Consider the following 16,205-nt stretch of genomic DNA (forward strand, 5'->3'; position numbering starts at 1 on the left):
TACGGAAGTGATCCGGAGGTATACCCTGGTGGGTATTTTTCCAGGGGACTCGCGGGAGTACCCGTGGTTGCCGGACCGAGGCCGGAGTCAGGCGGAGGGGGAGTCCTGCGGTGGCGGCCCGGCGGCCCCGGTGTCCTGTTCGACCAGGCCGGCCTGGAGCAGGAGGAGCCGGGCCAGACCGCGTGCCTCGTCGGTGGTGAGCGAGGCCCACACTCCGGGCTCGTCGCCCTGGTCCCGGCCCACGTCCAGGGTGACCCGGCCGATGGGCCGGTTCGCGGGAGCGAGCCGCAGGCACCGCACGGCGATCCTGCGTCCGCAGGCGGTCACGAGAGAGGTGTCCTCGGCCTCGGGGGGCCGGGCACGTCCTGCCGTCGTCATCGTTCTCACGCTCCTTGGCCGGGTCGGTGCCGATCCCGACGGGTGCCGTATCGGACTCGAATACCCTGAGGGGTATTGGTGACAGCGCCGTGAGAGCCGGGATTGTTCCCCGCCGCGCGGGCCGGCGTCATCTCCGTACGGCGCGGACGAGTGTGTCGAGGGCCGTGCGGCTGCCGCCCTCGGGGTCCGACACCGGCCGGGTGACCGTCTCCGCCCGCAGGATGTCGGCGTAGGGCCGCCACAGGTCGGCGACCCGATCGGCGGTGTACAGCACGCGCGGATCCTGCGGGCCGCCGTAACCCTGCTCGGGATTGGCCGCGTCATGGCCGACCAGCAGCAGGGTTCCGCCCACGCGTACGGCAGTGGCCGCCTTGGGGAGTACCTGCGCCATCTCCGGCCACGGCAGGTGCAGGTACGCGAGCAGAGCCAGGTCGTACTGCGCCTCCGCGGGCGCCCAGGCGGTGAGGTCGGCGTGGACGGTGCGGAGCCGCACACCTCGGTCGGCGGCCAGCCGTCCGGCCTTCTCCAGTGCTACGGCGGAGAAGTCCACGGCGTCCACCTCCCAGCCGCGCTCCGCGAGCCATACCGCGTTGCGCCCCTCGCCGGCGGCGAGGTCCACCGCCCGCCCGGTCGGCTCCAGGCCGGCCAGCTCCTCCTCGACGAACCGGTTCGGCTCGGCCTTCCAGACCAGTTCGCCGCCCCGGTACCGCTCGTCCCAGCCCGCTGCGTCCATCGTGCGTACCTCGGCCCTCGGCGTCAGTGGAACTCCCGCCCGTACTGTCGCATGGGCGGCCGGTCGCCGCCCGCGGCGCGGTGGGTCAGACGTCGGCCGATGCGGGGAGGGCGAGCCAGGCGCCGTATCCGCCCAGCAGGTCGGAGACGTCGGTGCGGCGCCGGTGGCGCAGCAGGCTGGCGGCGATTGAGGAGCGGTGGCCGCCCGCGCAGTGCACGACCAGGGGGCGGTCGGCCGGGATCTCGTCCAGGCGGCGGGCGAGTTCGGCCAGCGGGATGTGCAACGAGCCCTCGATGAAGCCTTCTTCGCGTTCGCCGATGTTGCGGACGTCGAGGACCAGCGGGGGTTCGTCACCGTCGAGGGCCCGGCGCAGCTCGTCGGCGGTCAGCCGGCCGGCCTGCTCCATCTCGTCGGCCAGGGCCACGAAGGCGCCCTCGGGCTCACGCAGATACCCGCCGACCTTGTCGAAGCCGATCCGGGCGAGCCGGGTGACGACCTCCTCCTCACGGTCCTGCGGCGCGATGACGACGACCTCCTGTTCGGGGGTGACGACCATGCCCGCCTGTTCGGCGAAGCGTCCGTCGGCGGGCACGTTGACCGAACCGCGCAGATGCCCGGGCGCGAAGTCCTGCGGCGAACGGGCGTCCAGCACGACCGCACCGGCCGCGCGCCGCTCCATGAACTCCTCCGAGGACAGCGGCCGGGGCGCGGTGGCCGCGTCGAACAGGCCGTGCTCCCTGCGGTTGAGGATGGCGTCGTACACGAAGTAGGCGGGAGCGGAGGGCTGGCCCGCCGTCACCAGCTCCACGAACCGCTCCTCGCTCATCGGGCGGCAGGCGTAGTTGGTGGCGCGCTGCTCGCCGATGGTGGACTGGCGCTGGGTGGAGAGGTTCTTGCCGCAGGCGGACCCGGCGCCGTGCGCGGGGAAGACCCGCACCGGGTCCGGGAGGGCCATCAGCTTGTTCTGGATGGTGTCGTAGAGCATCGTGCCGAGCTCGTCGGCGGTGACGCCGATGGAGGCCAGCAGGTCGGGGCGCCCCACGTCGCCGATGAACAGCGCGTCGCCGGTGAGGACGCCGTAGGGCACCGCGTCGTCCGCGTGCTCGTACACGACGATGCTGATCGACTCCGGGGTGTGGCCGGGGGTTTCGAGGATCTGCAGGTACACGTCGCCGAGGCTGATCCGTTCGCCGTCGACCAGCTTGTGGATGGGGTATTCGGCCTCGGCGCGGTGTCCGTAGCCGATCCAGGCGCCGGTGCGGTCGGCCAGCTCCAGGTGGCCGGCGAGGAAGTCGGCGTGGAAGTGGGTGTTGAGGACGGCCTCGATGGTGAAGCCGTGGGCGGCGGCGTCGGTGAGGTATTCGGAGACGTCGCGGCGCGGGTCGACGACGACGGCCCTGCCCGTGGTCTCGTCGGCGATCATGTACGACGCCTGGGAGAGACAGTCGAGGTAGTACTGGGCGAAGAACATGGTCGGGTGACCTCCGTGCGGGAAGGGTTTCAGTTACCCCGGGGGGTATTCGGAAGAGTCGGGTGCGCTCTGGTCGGAGGGCGGGGTGTGTGGTCGGCCCGGGTCGGGGGATGCCCGGGCCGACCGGTCAGAGGCGGCCGGTGAGCATGCCGTGCCAGTAGACGGGCGGCAGGCCGTACCGCTTGAACAGCCACATCGTGCGCCGCTCCTTGAAGGGATCGAGCAGCGGGAAGGTGGGCGTGGGGTTGAGGTCGTAGTCGAACTCGGCGAGCAGCATCCGGTCCCGGGCGGTGACCAGCGGGCAGGACGTGTAGCCGTCGTAACGGTGGGACGGCGTACGGCCGTTCATGACGTCGAGCAGGTTGCCGGCCACGACCGGGGCCTGCTTGCGCACGGCCGCGCCGGTCTTGGAGGTGGGCAGGCTGGCCACGTCGCCGAGGGCGAACACGTTGTCGTGGTGCGGGTGCTGGAGGGTGTGCTTGTCGGCGGCGACGAAGCCTTGGGGGCTCGCGGGGTCGGCGAGCGGGCCTGTCTTGATCCAGTCGGGTGCGCTCTGCGGCGGCACGGCGTGCAGGAGGTCGTAGCCGAGGGTCTCCTTCGTGCCGTTCGCGTGGTCGGTGACTGTCACAGTGCGGGCGTCGCCGTCGAGGGCGGTCATCTCGGAGCGCAGCCGCACCTCGATGCCGTAGCGGGCTGCCACCTTCTCCAGGACCTGTGACCAGGCGGGCACCTTGAACAGCGCCGGATCGGGGATGACGAGGACGATCCGGATGTCGTCGAGGACCCGGCGCCTGCGCCAGTGGTCGGCGGCCAGGTAGGCGATCTTCTGCGGGGCGCCGCCGCACTTCAGCGGGGTGGCGGGGTGGGTGAAGACGGCCGTGCCCGAGCGCATCTGCCGGATCAGCTCCCAGGTGCGCGGGGCGTACTCGGGGGCGTAGTTGCTGCTCACCCGGTCGTGTCCGACGGCCTCGGTGAGACCGGGCACCCCGTCCCAGTCGAGCTGGAGGCCGGGCGCCAAAACCAGGTACTCGTAGGCGAGTTCGGCGCCGCCGGCCAGGGTCACCGTGCGGGCGCCGGGGTCGACGGCCAGGGCGCGGCGGCGGATCCAGCGCACGCCGTCCGGTATCACGGAGCCTTCGGGGCGGCGGGTGGTGCGCAGGGGTGCCTGGCCGCCGCCGACCAGGGTCCACAGGGGCTGGTACCAGTGGGTGTCGGACGGTTCGACCAGGGTGATGTCGGTGACGCCGGCGCGGCGCAGGCGGGCGGCGACGCTGATGCCGGCGCTGCCGCCGCCGATCACGGCGACGCGGTGGCGGCCGGAGATCGGTGCGTCGTCGGGGGAGGGGGTTGCGGCCAAGGCGGTGCTCCTTTCCGGTTGGCCGGTGTGCGGGGGTCGGACGGGGGTCAGGCCGCGCGCCCGGGCGCGCCGGCGGCGATCGGTCGGCCGCCGCGGGCCCAGGTGAGGGTGCCGCCGGCGACGGAGTAGGCGTCGATGCCGCGGGAGGTCATCCAGTCGGTGGCGCTCCTGCTGCGGTTGCCGCTGGCGCAGATCACGAACACCGGCCGGTCGGCGGGCAGTTCACCGCATCGGGCGGGCACGGTGCGCAGCGGCATCAGCCGGGCGCCCGGCACGTGCCCCGCGGCGTACTCGTCGGGCTCGCGTACGTCGACCACGAGGCCGCCGTCGGCCCAGGCGGCCGCGAGCTCGTCGACTGTTGCTTCACGGGCCATTTCGTTGCCTCCTCAATTACCCCGGGGGGTATCTCCCTGGCGAGAGTACGGTGCCTCGGAGAGGGTCGTCAAATACCCCAGGGGGTATTTGCCCGGGAGGCAAGGTCCGGCGACGGGATGCCGGGACCGGTGGCGGGCACTTCTGCGGGCGGGTCCGGGGCCAGGTGCCGGAGCCGACCGAGATCTCGGCCGGGACACCGTTACGGTTGACAGGTGGACGTCGACGAGACGCGCGGAACGAGGGAGCAGTGATGGCGGACAGCGAGCAGCCCGGCCCCGACAGTCCGATCCGGGTGTTCCTGCTGGACGATCACGAGGTGGTACGGCGCGGAGTACGCGACCTGCTCGACAACGAACCGGACATCGAAGTGATCGGTGAAGCCGGCACGGTGGCACAGGCGTTGGTGCGTGTCCCCGCACTGCGCCCGCAGGTGGCGGTGCTCGACATCCGTCTGCCCGACGGCGACGGCGTGAGCGTGTGCCGGGAGCTGCGCTCGGCGATGCCCGAACTGGCCTGTCTGATGCTCACCTCCTTCGACGACGAGGAGGCCCTGCTGGATTCGATCATGGCGGGCGCGTCCGGTTACGTCCTCAAGCAGATCCAGGGCTCGGACCTGGTGTCCGCCGTACGCACGGTCGCCGCCGGCCAGTCCCTGCTGGATCCGAGCGCCACCGCCAAGCTGATGGCCCGGCTGCGGGGCGGGCGGCAACAGGAGGAGAAGCTCGACGAGTTGCAGGGCCTGACCGGGCGGGAGCGGGAGATCCTCGACCTGATCGGCGAGGGTCTGACCAACCGTCAGATCGGCCTGCGGCTCTACCTCGCCGAGAAGACGGTGAAGAACCACATCTCCCGCATGCTCGCCAAGCTGGGCGTGGAGCGCCGTATCCAGGCAGCGGTCATCGCCACCCAGGTCCAGGATCGGCGGCGGCGGGAAGGGAGTTGAGGCAGACGGGAGACGGCTCCGGCCGGTGCCGGGCGTGAAGACTCCGCCCCGGGCGGGTCGCTGCTCCTCCCGCCGGGGACAGGGCCGCCGCCCCCGTGACGGCGCGGGCGGCGGCCCTGGCGCGATCGTCGTGCCTCCCCCGACACGCGACGCGCGAGGATGTCCTCGTGGCTCCTGGGGCTCCGCAGGACGGAGAGCGGCCCCAGCTCGAACGAGCCAGAAGGACGTGGCACCGCAGCTCGTCGTCGACACGTCCGGATGGAGGGGCTGCAGGGCCGGTCTGCCCTTCATTCTCGAAGCGGCCCCCGTCGCCCGGAAGCGGCCGACAGGCCCAAGCAGAGGGCCGAACCGCCTTGTACCAGGGCCCAGTTCACACGCTGGTGGGGGCGGACGGGGCTGGGTGGGCCTGCGGGGCCGGGACCATCGGGCCGCTCAGGGGCCTTGTGGCCGCTGACCCCGCCCGGGCGGGATGCGGAAGATCGTTCACGGATCGATTCCCCGTAGCGCATCACGCAAGGAGTACGACCATGCCCAGAGCCACGAGCGGCGGAAAGCGGACCACGGCTTCGGCCGCGCTCGGCCTTCCTGCGGCCTCCGCGCTGGTGATCGGGAGCATCATCGGCACCGGCGTCTTCGCGCTGCCCTCCGCTCTCGCCCCGTACGGACCGATCTCCCTCGTCGCGTTCGTCGTGGTGACCCTCGGCGCGCTCGCGCTGGCCCTGACCTTCGGCGCGCTGTCGAAGCGGACTCCCGCCAGCGGCGGGCCGTACGTCTATGCCCGCGAGGCCTTCGGCGAGTTCGCCGGGTTCCTCAACGCCTGGTCGTACTGGATCACCGCATGGGCCGGGAACGCCGCGATCGTCGTGGCCTGGGTCGGGTATGTCGAGGTCTTCGTCAACACCGGTCACCAGAAGTGGATTTCCGTGGCACTGGCGCTGGTCGGGCTGTGGATTCCCGCCGCGATCAACCTCACCGGCGTCCGCAACATGGGCGCGTTCCAGGTGATCACGACCGTGCTGAAGTTCGTCCCGCTGATCTTCATGGCCACCGTCGGGCTGCTCTTCATCGACCCCGGCAACTTCGGCCCGTTCAACGCCGGCGGGCAGTCGGAGGTGGGCGCCGTCTCGGCCGCGGGCGCCATCGCGCTCTTCAGCTACCTGGGGCTGGAGGCCGCCTCCGTGGTCGCCGGCCGGGTGCGTGAGCCGCGGCGGAACGTGCCCCGAGCCACCGTCTACGGCACGCTCGTCTGCGCCGTCATCTACATCCTGGGTATCCTCGCCGTCTTCGGCACCGTCCCGCACGGCAGGCTGAGCGGCTCGACCGCGCCCTTCACCGACGCGGCGAACAACATCTTCGGCGGCACCTGGGCCGGTGACGTAGTCGCCGCCGCCGCGATCATCTCCGGCATCGGCGCCCTCAACGGCTGGACCATGCTGTGCGCCGAGATGCCGTACGCCGCGGCTCGCGACGGTCTCTTCCCCCGAGCCTTCGCACGGCTGCGCGGTGAGCACGACGTCCCGGTCTTCGGCATCGTCGCCTCCACGGTGCTTGCCTCGCTGATCACCGTGTTCAGCTACACCCGGTTCGAGGACGTCTTCACCAAGATCGTGCTGCTGAGCGTTCTCACCGCCGTGATCCCCTACCTGTTCTCCGCCGCCGCCCAGCTGTACTGGCTGCTGGTGGGTGACCGGGAGGGCCTGAGCCGCGGCCGGCCGGCTCGTGATGTCACCGTCGCCGCGCTCGCCCTCGCCTTCTCGTACTGGTCGATCCAGGGCAGCGGTTACCAGACCGTCTACTACGGCCTGTTCGTGCTGCTGCTCGGTGTGCCGGTCTACGTCTGGCTGAAGAGGAGCCAGGCCGTCCACGAAGAGACGGTGGCGCCGCAGACCGCGGTGATCCCGGCCCCGCGCGAACGGGCTCCCGAGACGCCTGCGCCGGCTCCGCGGCTCGCCCGCGGGCCGCGCGCGAACCGTACCGGCGGACTCCGTAAGCGGAACGACTCCCCTCACCACGACTGACCATCCCGCCGCACGGAGGAACACCCACCATGAACACGTTCCACGTCGACTCGGAAGTCGGGCGCCTGCGTCAGGTGATCCTGCACCGCCCCGGGCTCGAACTCTCCCGGCTCACCCCGCGCAACGTCGACGCCCTGCTCTTCGACGACATCCTGTGGGCCAAGCGGGCGCGCGAGGAGCACGACGCCTTCGCGCAGGTCCTGCGCGATCACGGCGCACGCGTCCACTACTTCGCCGGCCTGCTGGCCCAGACCCTCGATGTCCCCGAGGCCCGCGACTGGCTGCTCGACCGCGTCGTCACCACGGCGATCGTCGGCCCGGCACTCATCGGCCCGGTGCGCGGACTGTGCGCCGAACTGGACGGGGAGACCCTCGCCGGCTACCTGATCGGCGGGCTGCTCAAGAGCGACCTGCCGCTCGCCGCCCCGCACAGCCTGGTGTGGAACGCGCTCGACGGCGACGACTTCGCGCTCGCCCCGCTGCCCAACCACCTCTTCCCGCGCGACAACTCCTGCTGGATGTACGACCGGTTGTCCGTCAACCCGATGGCCAAGCCCGCCCGGCGGCGCGAGAGCCTGCATGCCGAGGCCATCTACCGCTTCCATCCGATGTTCGCCTCCGCCGTGGCCGAACCGCTCCTCGACGGAGCGGCGGGCACGCTCGAAGGCGGTGACGTACACGTCCTCGGCAACGGCGCGGTCATGGTCGGCATGGGGGAGCGCACCACCCCGCAGGCCGTGGAGAACCTCGCCGCGCGCCTCTTCGCCACCGGCACCGCGAACCGCCTGGTCGCCGTCCAACTCCCCGCCGCCCGCGCCTACATGCACCTCGACACGGTGCTCACCATGGTCGACCGGGACACGTTCGTCATCTACCCCGGCCTCGCCGACTCCCTGCGCTCCTGGACCCTGCGCCCCAGTGGCACCCGCGAGACCGGCTTCGACGTCACCCCGAACTCCGACCTGGCCACCACGCTCGCCGAGGCACTCGACGTGGACAAGGTCCGCATGCTGTCCGCACCGCAGGACATCCGCAACGCCGAGCGGGAGCAGTGGGACGACGGCAGCAACTTCCTCGCCGTCGCGCCGGGCGTGGTCGTCGGCTACGAGCGCAACGTCACCACCAACACCTACCTGCGCAAGCAGGGCATCGAGGTCGTCACCGTCGCCGGCGCCGAACTCGGCCGCGGCCGGGGCGGACCCCGCTGCATGAGCTGCCCCATCGAACGCGACCCGGCCGCCTGACCCACCAAGGACACCACCATGACCACCGACCTGCGAGGCCGCTCCTACCTGAGCGAACTCGACTTCACCGCCGCGGACATCCACCACCTCCTCGACCTCGCCGCCGAGCTGAAGAAGGCCAAGCACGCCCGCAGGGAGCGGCCCCGCCTCACCGGCAGGAACCTCGCGCTGATCTTCGAGAAGACCTCCACCCGCACCCGCTGCGCCTTCGAGGTGGCCGCCGCCGACCAGGGTGCCGCCACCACCTACCTCGGCCCCGGCGACACCCACATCGGCCACAAGGAGTCCATCGCCGACACCGCCCGCGTGCTCGGCCGCATGTTCGACGCCATCGAGTACCGGGGTTCGGCCCAGTCCCTCGTCACCGAGCTCGCGGCCCACGCCGGCGTCCCCGTCTACAACGGACTGACCGACACCGCACACCCCACGCAGAGCCTGTGCGACATGCTCACCATGCGCGAACACAGCCCCAAGCCGCTGCCGGACATCGCCTACTGCTACCTCGGCGACGCCCGCAACAACATGGGCAACTCGCTGCTGTCCATGGGTGCCCTGCTCGGCATGGACGTCCGCATCGCCGCGCCCGCGCAGCTGTGGCCCGACCCCGCCCTCGTGGCCTCCTGCCGCGCTCTGGCCGAGCGCAGCGGGGCCCGCGTCACGCTCACCGAGGACGTCGGGACCGCCGTACGCGGCGCCGACTTCCTGCACACCGACGTCTGGGTCTCCATGGGCGAACCCGCGGACACGTGGCGGGAGCGGATCGAGCTGCTCCTTCCGTACCAGGTGAACGACAAGACGCTTGCCCTCACCGGCAACGCGGACGTGAAGTTCATGCACTGCCTGCCGTCCCTGCACGACCACCGCACCCGGCTCGGCCAGGAGCTGTTCGACGCCTACGGCCTGAACGGACTGGAAGTCACCGACGAGGTCTTCTCCTCGCCCGCCTCGATCGTCTTCGACCAGGCCGAGAACCGCCTGCACACCATCAAGGCCGTGCTCGTCGCCACCCTGGAGGACTGAACCATGCGCATCGTCGTCGCCCTCGGCGGCAACGCACTGCTCCATCGTGGGGAGCGCCCCGACGCGTCGGTCCAGCAGGCCAACATCGACCGCGTCTCCGACGCTCTGGCCGCACTCGCGCACGACCATGAGCTGGTCGTCACGCACGGCAACGGCCCGCAGATCGGCCTCCTCGCCATGGAGAGCGCGACCGACCCCGCGCTCAGCGCCCCGTACCCGCTGGACCTGCTCGGCGCCCAGACCGAGGGCATGATCGGCTCGCTGCTGGCCCGGACGCTGCACAACGCCCTCCCGGGCCGCCGCGTCGCCGCCCTCGTCACCCACACCCTCGTACGCGCCGACGACCCGGCCTTCGAACGGCCCACCAAGTTCGTCGGTCAGGTCTACGCCGGGAACGCGGCGAAGGCCCTCGCCCGCACGCGTGGCTGGCACATGGCACCGGACACGGGCGGGTGGCGACGGGTCGTGCCCTCCCCGGCGCCCCACCACATCGTGGAGACCGACACGATCCACGAACTGCTCAGCGCCGGCACCCTCGTGATCTGCGGCGGGGGAGGAGGCGTCCCCGTCACCGCCGACCCTGACACCGGAGCCCTGACCGGCGCCGAAGCCGTCATCGACAAGGACTTCACCGCAGCCCTGCTCGCCGAGGACCTGAGGGCGGATTTCCTGCTCATCCTCACCGACGTGCCCAACGTCTACGAGGGCTACGGCACCCCCGAGCAGCGACCCGTCCTCGACGCGACACCCGGCGAGCTGCGCCGGGGCGGCTACCCGGACGGCTCCATGGGGCCCAAGGTCCGGGCGGCGGCGCGGTTCGTCGAGCGCACCGGGGGTCTGGCGGCGATCGGTGCTCTGGACGCGGCGTACGAGATCGTCCACGGCAGGTCGGGCACCTTGGTCCGGCCGGATCTGACGACGGCCTGAAGCCGTCTGACGACCGCCTGAAGACCGTCGTTCTTACGAGAGGCGGGTGGAACCTGGGCGGAGGTGGGTGGAACCTGGGTAGAAGCGGGGGCCACCGGTGGTGCGGCGCGAGGAGTGGCGAGATGGCCGAGCAGGTTGATCACATGGCCCTGTTCGCTGCCACGCCCAGCCCCTATCTGGTGCTGGGCCCGGACCTGGTGATCGTGGACGTCAACCGCGCCTACCTGGAAGCGACCGGGCGGAGTCGGGAAGATCTCCTGGGCCAGCACATCTTCACCGCGTTCCCCGACAACCCGGCCGACCCGGACGCGGACGGCGTACGGAACCTGAGCGCCTCGCTGCAGCGCGTTCTGGCCTCCCGCAAGCCGGACACGATGGCGCTGCAGCAGTACGACATCCCCGTCATGCACCGGCCGGGGATGTTCGAGGAACGCTGGTGGTCGCCGGTGAACACCCCGGTGCTGGGATCGGACGGCGACGTGGCGTGGATCATTCACCGGGTGGAGGACGTCACCGCCTTCGTCAAGGCCCACCGGAGCGGTCACCCCGCCGGGATGCGTGTCGATGAGCCCTGGGAGACCGCCCAGGCCCTGGAGGCGGAGCTGTACGCGCGGGCGCGGGAGCTGCAGCGCCTCAACGAGGAACTGCGCCAGGCCAACACCCGCGAGCGCGAGGTCGCCGTCACGCTGCAGGAGGCCATGCTCCACGCCCCCGACCTGGTCCACCACGCACAGGACGTCGCGGTGCGCTACCTGCCCGCCACCGGTTCGCTGAACGTGTGCGGCGACTGGTACGACGTCGTCGACATCCCACCCGACAGGCTCGCCCTGGCCGTCGGAGACGTCATCGGCCACGGCCTCGAGGCCGCCGCCGTCATGGGCATGCTGCGCAGCGCGCTGTCCGCGGCCATCCGCGCCCTGGAACGTCCCGCCCAAGCCCTGGAAGTGCTGGGGCTGTACGCCCGCTCCATCGAGGGCGCCCTGGGCACGACCGCGGTGAAGGCGATCGTCGACCGGCGCAGCAAGCTGATCACCTACAGCAGCGCCGGCCACCCGCCCCCGCTCCTGGTGCACCCCGACGGCCGGTGCGAGCCGCTGGACCAGGCCACCGACCCGCCACTGGGCGCACGGCCGCAGCACGTGCCCCGTCCGCAGGCCAGCATCCACTACACGCTCGGCGACACCCTGGTGCTGTACACCGACGGTCTCATCGAACGCCGCGAGGAGGACATCGACACCGGCCTGAACCGCCTGATCGGCGTCCTTGGTGAATGCGCCAGACTCGGGCCGGAACAGCTCGCCGACACGCTGCTGGCCCGCCTCGACGTGGCCAGCGGCGGTCGAGACGACATCGCCCTCGTCATCGTCCGCCTGTAGAGGCGACCTGGCCGGGCAACCAGTGGTACCGCGGGTCATCCCACGGCGTACGTCTCAACGGGCCCTGGCGGAGGGGACCTTCAGCCCCATGGCCGCGGCCCTTCGGCACCCGGCCGTGTGCGGCACACGCGACAAGAGTGGCGGGTGTCAGGACACCGACAAGACACCCCCGAAGGGATCACCGCCATGGCCGTGCACGAGCATCATCACCGGAGCCCGGGCTTCCACCTGTCCTTCCGCAGGAACCGGAACCGCTCCACGATCGCCGTGTCGGCAGGCACCGACACCTTCGCCGTGCGGGCCCACGCCCTCGCGTCCCTGCGCATGCTCACTGGCTTCGTCTTCCTGTGGGCCTTCCTGGACAAGACCTTCGGCCTCGGCTACGCGACCGCGTCCGGCAAGGGCTGGATCGACGGCGGCTCGCCGACGAAGGGCTTCCTCAGTTCCGTCGCCGCGGGGCCGATGCGGTCGACGTTCCACTCGTGGGCCGGCGCGACGTGGGCGGACTGGTTGTTCATGCTGGGCCTGCTCGGCGTCGGCCTGGCCGCCATGGCCGGTGTGGCGCTGCGTCCGTCCGCGGTGGCGGGCACGGCGATGATGGCGTTGATGTGGATCGCCGAGTGGCCGCCGGCCAGGCACCTGGCGAACGGGGCACCGAGCATGTCGACGAATCCCCTCGTCGACTACCACGTCATCTACGCGGTCGCGCTGATCGCCGTCGCGGTCACGGGTGCGGGCGCCACCTGGGGCCTGGGCCGGCAGTGGGCGCGGCTCCCCGTCGTCCGCGACCACGCCTGGCTGCGCTGACCCCGGACGCGGCGGGACGAACCGTGTCCCGCCGCCCGGACCCGGGGCGCGTGGTCCCCGCCGAAGGACCAATGGCCCCTGCCCCGCAGAACCCCCTGGACACGACGCTGGAACCGGGTCCCGCCGGGACCCGGTTCATGAGGAGGAGAACATGCCCCGCACCATCACCGTAGGCCTGGACGGTTCGCCCGAGAGCCGCGCCGCGGCGGAGTGGGCGGCCCGTGAGGCACAGCGCCGCGGACTGCCGGTGAAACTCGTCCACACCTGGGAGCCGATTCCCGAGCACCTGGCCGAAGCCACGCACCGCGGCGCGGAGACCCTCCAGCACTGGACCGAGCGGATCCCCCGCGAGGCCGCCGAGGGCCTGCGGCTGCACCACCCCGGCGTCGAGGTGACCACCGAGCAGCTCACCGGGCCGCCCGCCGAAGCCCTGGCCCGCGCTGCGAAGGACGCCGAACTCCTCGTCCTCGGCTCGCGCGGCCTGGGCGGCCTCGGCGGCTTCGTGGTCGGCTCCATCGGGCTTGTGGTCGTGGCGCACACCGAACGGCCCGTCGTCCTGGTCCGCGCCGGCGAGCAGACCGCCCACGAGCACGGGACGGACGAGACACGCCCCGTCGTCCTCGGACTCGACGTCGGCCACCCCGACGAGGCTCTGCTCGGGTTCGCCTTCGACGCCGCCGCCCGCCGCAACGTGCCGCTGCACGTCGTGCACGGCTGGAACCCGCCGCCCTACTACGCCTACGGCATGGCCCTGGAGCCCGCGGTCGAGCGGGAGATGGCGAAGGGCGACGCCCTGATGGTGACCGAGGTACTGCGCCCCTGGCGGCAGAAGTTCCCCGACGTCGAGGTCGTGGAGCAGTCCCGCTACGGCAGCCCGTCCACCCTCCTGCTCAACGCCTCGAAGGACGCCTCCCTGGTCGTCGTCGGCCGGCGCATCCGCAGCTCCTCGGTCGGCGCCCACATCGGCCCCGTCACCCACGCCGTCCTGCACCACGCCACCGCTCCCGTCGCCGTCGTCGCCCACGACTGACGCACACCGACCGCGCACACAGGTGACGCCCAGGGCTGGGATCAGCCCTGGGCGTCACCTGTGTGTCCGGCCTGGAGCCGACTTCGCTGGAGTCCGGTCACAGCAGGCTGCTCCAGTAGGGCCAGAAACGGGTGAGGACGAGGACGGCGATCACGCCGTACCAGGCCGTGAGGAGGATCCAGTGCGTTTCCAGCACCAGGGCGAGCGCGCTGCGGCCGGCCGCCGGGGCGGGGATGACGCCGTGCTTGAGGTTGTGCAGCGTGACGTACCAGAACAGGGCGATGGTGACCGCCCAGACCACGGCGCAGTACGGGCAGATCCGGCCCAGGCCGAAGAGGGACTGGTGGATCAGCCAGTGCACGAACACCACTCCGGCCAGGGCCCCGGCGTTCAGCGCGAGCCACAGGGCCCGGTGCAGGCGTGCCCCGCTGAGCACGGCCAGGCCGAGGACGGCGACCGCGGCATGCGCCGACCCGGCGGTGCCGGGGAGAGCGATCTCATGCGGCGCGTCGGTTGGGCGGTTCGGCGCTCGGCACACCGCGCACCACCGGTGCCGCGGTGGCCGCCCGCCGCCGGTAGACCAGGTAGGGACGCGTGAGGTAGCCGACCGGGGCGCTCCACACGTGGACGAGGCGGGTGAACGGCCAGGCGGCGAAGAGCAGACAGGCGCTCAGCGCGTGCAGCTGGAACAGGAGCGGTGCCCCGGCCATGGCCTCGGGGTGCGGGCCGAGGGCGAAGATGCCGCGGGACCAGACGGAGACGGTTTCGCGGTAGTCGTAGCCGCCGCCGAAGACGTTGTGCACGGCGGTGGCGCTGAAGCCCAGCAGGACCGTGACGGAGAGGAGCGGGAAGAGCACCTTGTCGCTGCGGTCGGTGGTGAGGCGGATCCGCCAGGCCGGGGTGTACGGCTCGGACGCGTCCTGGTAGGAGGACGGCCAGTTGCCCGGCAGACCGGGGCGCCGCACGCCGTACTGGGCCAGCATCAGGTCGAAGACGGTGGTGACCAGCCGGCCGCCGATCCGTCGGACCGGCACCCCGCGCACCATGACCGAGCCGCCCTCGGTGGTGCCCTCGTCGAAGCGAGGCAGCGCGACCTCGACCGTGTCCTCGGCCCGCTCCAGCAGGCTCAACTCCGGTACGACATCGCCCAGTTCGAGATTCCAGCGGCCCTGCTCGGCCTCCCCCCACCGGAAGCCGAGCGAGCCGTTCGGCACGACCGGCTCACCGGTGGCGGCGTCGAGGAGCACCGTCTTGGACTCCGCGTGCTCCGTGTCGTGGCCGAGACCGGCCGCGGTGAGGAACCCGTCGGGGATCAGCCCCCGTTCGTGCTCGCGCAGGGTCACCAGGAACGGGGCGTCGGTGAACGTCCGCAAGTACTCCTGGAAGTACGGCACTTCGCGGTCGACCAGGAACTCGCGCAGGATCACGTGCCCCATGGCCATCGCCAGCGCCCCGTCCGTGCCGGGGTGCGGGGCCAGCCACTCGTCGGCGTGCTTGACGTTGTCCGCGTAGTCGGGGCTGACCGCGACGACCTTGGTGCCGTTGTAGCGGGTCTCGGTGAGGAAGTGCGCGTCGGGCGTGCGGGTGACGGGGATGTTGGAGCCCCACATCACCAGGTAGCCGGCGTTCCACCAGTCCGCCGCCTCCGGCACGTCCGTCTGGTCGCCGAAGACCTGCGGCGAGGCGATCGGCAGGTCGGCGTACCAGTCGTAGAAGGAGAGCAGGGTGCCGCCGATCAGCGACATGAAGCGGGCGCCGGCCGCGAAGGAGGCCATGGACATCGCCGGGATCGGCGAGAAGCCGCGACGCGGTCGGGGCCGTACGCCTTCACGGTGTGGACGTGGGCGGCGGCGACGAGCTCGCTCACCTCGTCCCAGTCGGCGCGGACCAGGCCGCCCTTGCCGCGGGCCCGCTTGTAGGCGCGTGCCTTGGCCGGGTCGGAGGTGATCTCGGCCCAGGCCGCCACCGGATCGCCCAGCCGACGGCGCGCCTCGCGCCACAGGTCGAGCAACTCGCCGCGCACATACGGGTAGCGGACCCGGCTGGGGGAGTAGGTGTACCAGGAGAAGGACGCCCCGCGCGGGCAGCCGCGCGGCTCGTACTCGGGGCAGTCGGCGCCGATGGACGGGTAGTCGGTGGCCTGGTGCTCCCAGGTGATGATGCCGTCCTTGACGTACACCATCCAGGAGCAGGAACCGGTGCAGTTGACACCGTGGGTGGAGCGCACCACCTTGTCGTGCGCCCAGCGGTCCCGGTAGAAGCCCTCCCACTTCGGGTCGCCCTCACCGAAGACGGCGCGACCGTCGGCCGACACCTCGCGGCGGGTCAGCAGCCTGCGGGCGGCGAGCGGCCAGCCTTCACCTGCGCGCCGCTGCGAAGGGTGCGCGATCTTGTCGTTCTCCATGGTCACGAACGTTATGGCGGTGCTTCTGGTCGCCGCCTGGGCCGAACGGCCCTGCCCAGGAGACCTTCCGGCCCGCCTCCACGAAGAGGTGCACGCCCTGCGGAACGACGGGTCGGCGACCG

The 16,205-nt window shown here is 71.6% G+C and carries 14 protein-coding genes and 2 pseudogenes; 8 read left to right on the forward strand and 8 right to left on the reverse strand.

Annotated elements, in window-relative coordinates:
- Positions 1 to 87 precede the first annotated feature (87 nt).
- The 5 genes from ACIBN2_RS08020 to ACIBN2_RS08040 all read right to left on the reverse strand — a co-directional run bounded on the left by ACIBN2_RS08020 (position 88) and on the right by ACIBN2_RS08040 (position 4,313).
- Positions 88 to 378 carry a hypothetical protein gene (locus tag ACIBN2_RS08020; RefSeq protein ID WP_399133370.1) on the reverse strand — a complete coding sequence of 97 codons (291 nt, stop codon included), beginning with the start codon at positions 376 to 378 and terminating at the stop codon, positions 88 to 90.
- Between the two features lie 127 nt (positions 379 to 505).
- Positions 506 to 1,111, reverse strand: coding sequence for a class I SAM-dependent methyltransferase (locus tag ACIBN2_RS08025; protein WP_399133371.1), 606 nt, complete (start codon positions 1,109 to 1,111; stop codon positions 506 to 508).
- A gap of 85 nt (positions 1,112 to 1,196) precedes the next feature.
- A complete protein-coding gene (locus tag ACIBN2_RS08030; protein ID WP_399133372.1) occupies positions 1,197 to 2,582 on the reverse strand; it encodes a rhodanese-like domain-containing protein in 1,386 nt (461 codons plus the stop codon).
- Positions 2,583 to 2,709: 127 nt separating this feature from the next.
- Complete coding sequence (locus tag ACIBN2_RS08035; RefSeq protein WP_399133373.1) at positions 2,710 to 3,939, reverse strand: FAD-dependent oxidoreductase; 1,230 nt, start codon at positions 3,937 to 3,939, stop codon at positions 2,710 to 2,712.
- A gap of 47 nt (positions 3,940 to 3,986) precedes the next feature.
- Positions 3,987 to 4,313: a rhodanese-like domain-containing protein gene (locus ACIBN2_RS08040; RefSeq protein WP_399133374.1), complete on the reverse strand. Its 327-nt coding sequence runs from the start codon at positions 4,311 to 4,313 to the stop codon at positions 3,987 to 3,989.
- A gap of 251 nt (positions 4,314 to 4,564) precedes the next feature.
- Between ACIBN2_RS08040 and ACIBN2_RS08045 the strand changes: the two genes are divergently transcribed.
- From ACIBN2_RS08045 to ACIBN2_RS08080, 8 genes are all read left to right on the forward strand, one after another.
- On the forward strand, positions 4,565 to 5,257 hold the full coding sequence (locus ACIBN2_RS08045) for a response regulator (protein WP_399133375.1): 693 nt from the start codon (positions 4,565 to 4,567) through the stop codon (positions 5,255 to 5,257).
- Between the two features lie 602 nt (positions 5,258 to 5,859).
- Positions 5,860 to 7,275 (forward strand): APC family permease, encoded by a 1,416-nt coding sequence (locus tag ACIBN2_RS08050; RefSeq protein ID WP_399133957.1) that lies wholly within the window; start codon positions 5,860 to 5,862, stop codon positions 7,273 to 7,275.
- A 29-nt stretch (positions 7,276 to 7,304) separates the two neighbouring features.
- On the forward strand, positions 7,305 to 8,519 hold the full coding sequence (locus ACIBN2_RS08055; RefSeq protein WP_399133376.1) for an arginine deiminase: 1,215 nt from the start codon (positions 7,305 to 7,307) through the stop codon (positions 8,517 to 8,519).
- Positions 8,520 to 8,537: 18 nt separating this feature from the next.
- Positions 8,538 to 9,539, forward strand: a complete 1,002-nt coding sequence (gene argF / locus ACIBN2_RS08060) for an ornithine carbamoyltransferase (RefSeq protein ID WP_399133377.1) — start codon at positions 8,538 to 8,540, stop codon at positions 9,537 to 9,539.
- 3 nt (positions 9,540 to 9,542) lie between these two features.
- Positions 9,543 to 10,466: a carbamate kinase gene (locus ACIBN2_RS08065; protein ID WP_399133378.1), complete on the forward strand. Its 924-nt coding sequence runs from the start codon at positions 9,543 to 9,545 to the stop codon at positions 10,464 to 10,466.
- A gap of 122 nt (positions 10,467 to 10,588) precedes the next feature.
- Positions 10,589 to 11,842, forward strand: coding sequence for a PP2C family protein-serine/threonine phosphatase (locus ACIBN2_RS08070; RefSeq protein WP_399133379.1), 1,254 nt, complete (start codon positions 10,589 to 10,591; stop codon positions 11,840 to 11,842).
- A 186-nt stretch (positions 11,843 to 12,028) separates the two neighbouring features.
- The gene (locus tag ACIBN2_RS08075) at positions 12,029 to 12,649 is read left to right on the forward strand and encodes a hypothetical protein (protein ID WP_399133380.1); all 621 of its coding nucleotides are present in this window, start codon (positions 12,029 to 12,031) and stop codon (positions 12,647 to 12,649) included.
- A gap of 151 nt (positions 12,650 to 12,800) precedes the next feature.
- On the forward strand, positions 12,801 to 13,679 hold the full coding sequence (locus ACIBN2_RS08080) for a universal stress protein (RefSeq protein WP_399133381.1): 879 nt from the start codon (positions 12,801 to 12,803) through the stop codon (positions 13,677 to 13,679).
- A 97-nt stretch (positions 13,680 to 13,776) separates the two neighbouring features.
- Here ACIBN2_RS08080 and ACIBN2_RS08085 read toward each other — a convergent pair whose 3' ends face one another.
- From ACIBN2_RS08085 to ACIBN2_RS08095, 3 genes and pseudogenes are all read right to left on the reverse strand, one after another.
- A complete protein-coding gene (locus ACIBN2_RS08085) occupies positions 13,777 to 14,217 on the reverse strand; it encodes a vitamin K epoxide reductase family protein (RefSeq protein WP_399133382.1) in 441 nt (146 codons plus the stop codon).
- Positions 14,177 to 14,569 (reverse strand): annotated as a pseudogene (locus ACIBN2_RS08090) (respiratory nitrate reductase subunit gamma); the annotation flags it as partial. The pseudogene ACIBN2_RS08090 and the gene ACIBN2_RS08085, both read right to left, overlap by 41 nt.
- A pseudogene (locus tag ACIBN2_RS08095) lies at positions 14,552 to 16,083 on the reverse strand (molybdopterin-dependent oxidoreductase); the annotation flags it as partial. The pseudogenes ACIBN2_RS08095 and ACIBN2_RS08090, both read right to left, overlap by 18 nt.
- Positions 16,084 to 16,205 lie beyond the last annotated feature (122 nt).

The organism is Streptomyces sp. NPDC050534, from assembly GCF_044457745.1.
Taxonomy (GTDB): Bacteria; Actinomycetota; Actinomycetes; order Streptomycetales; family Streptomycetaceae; genus Streptomyces.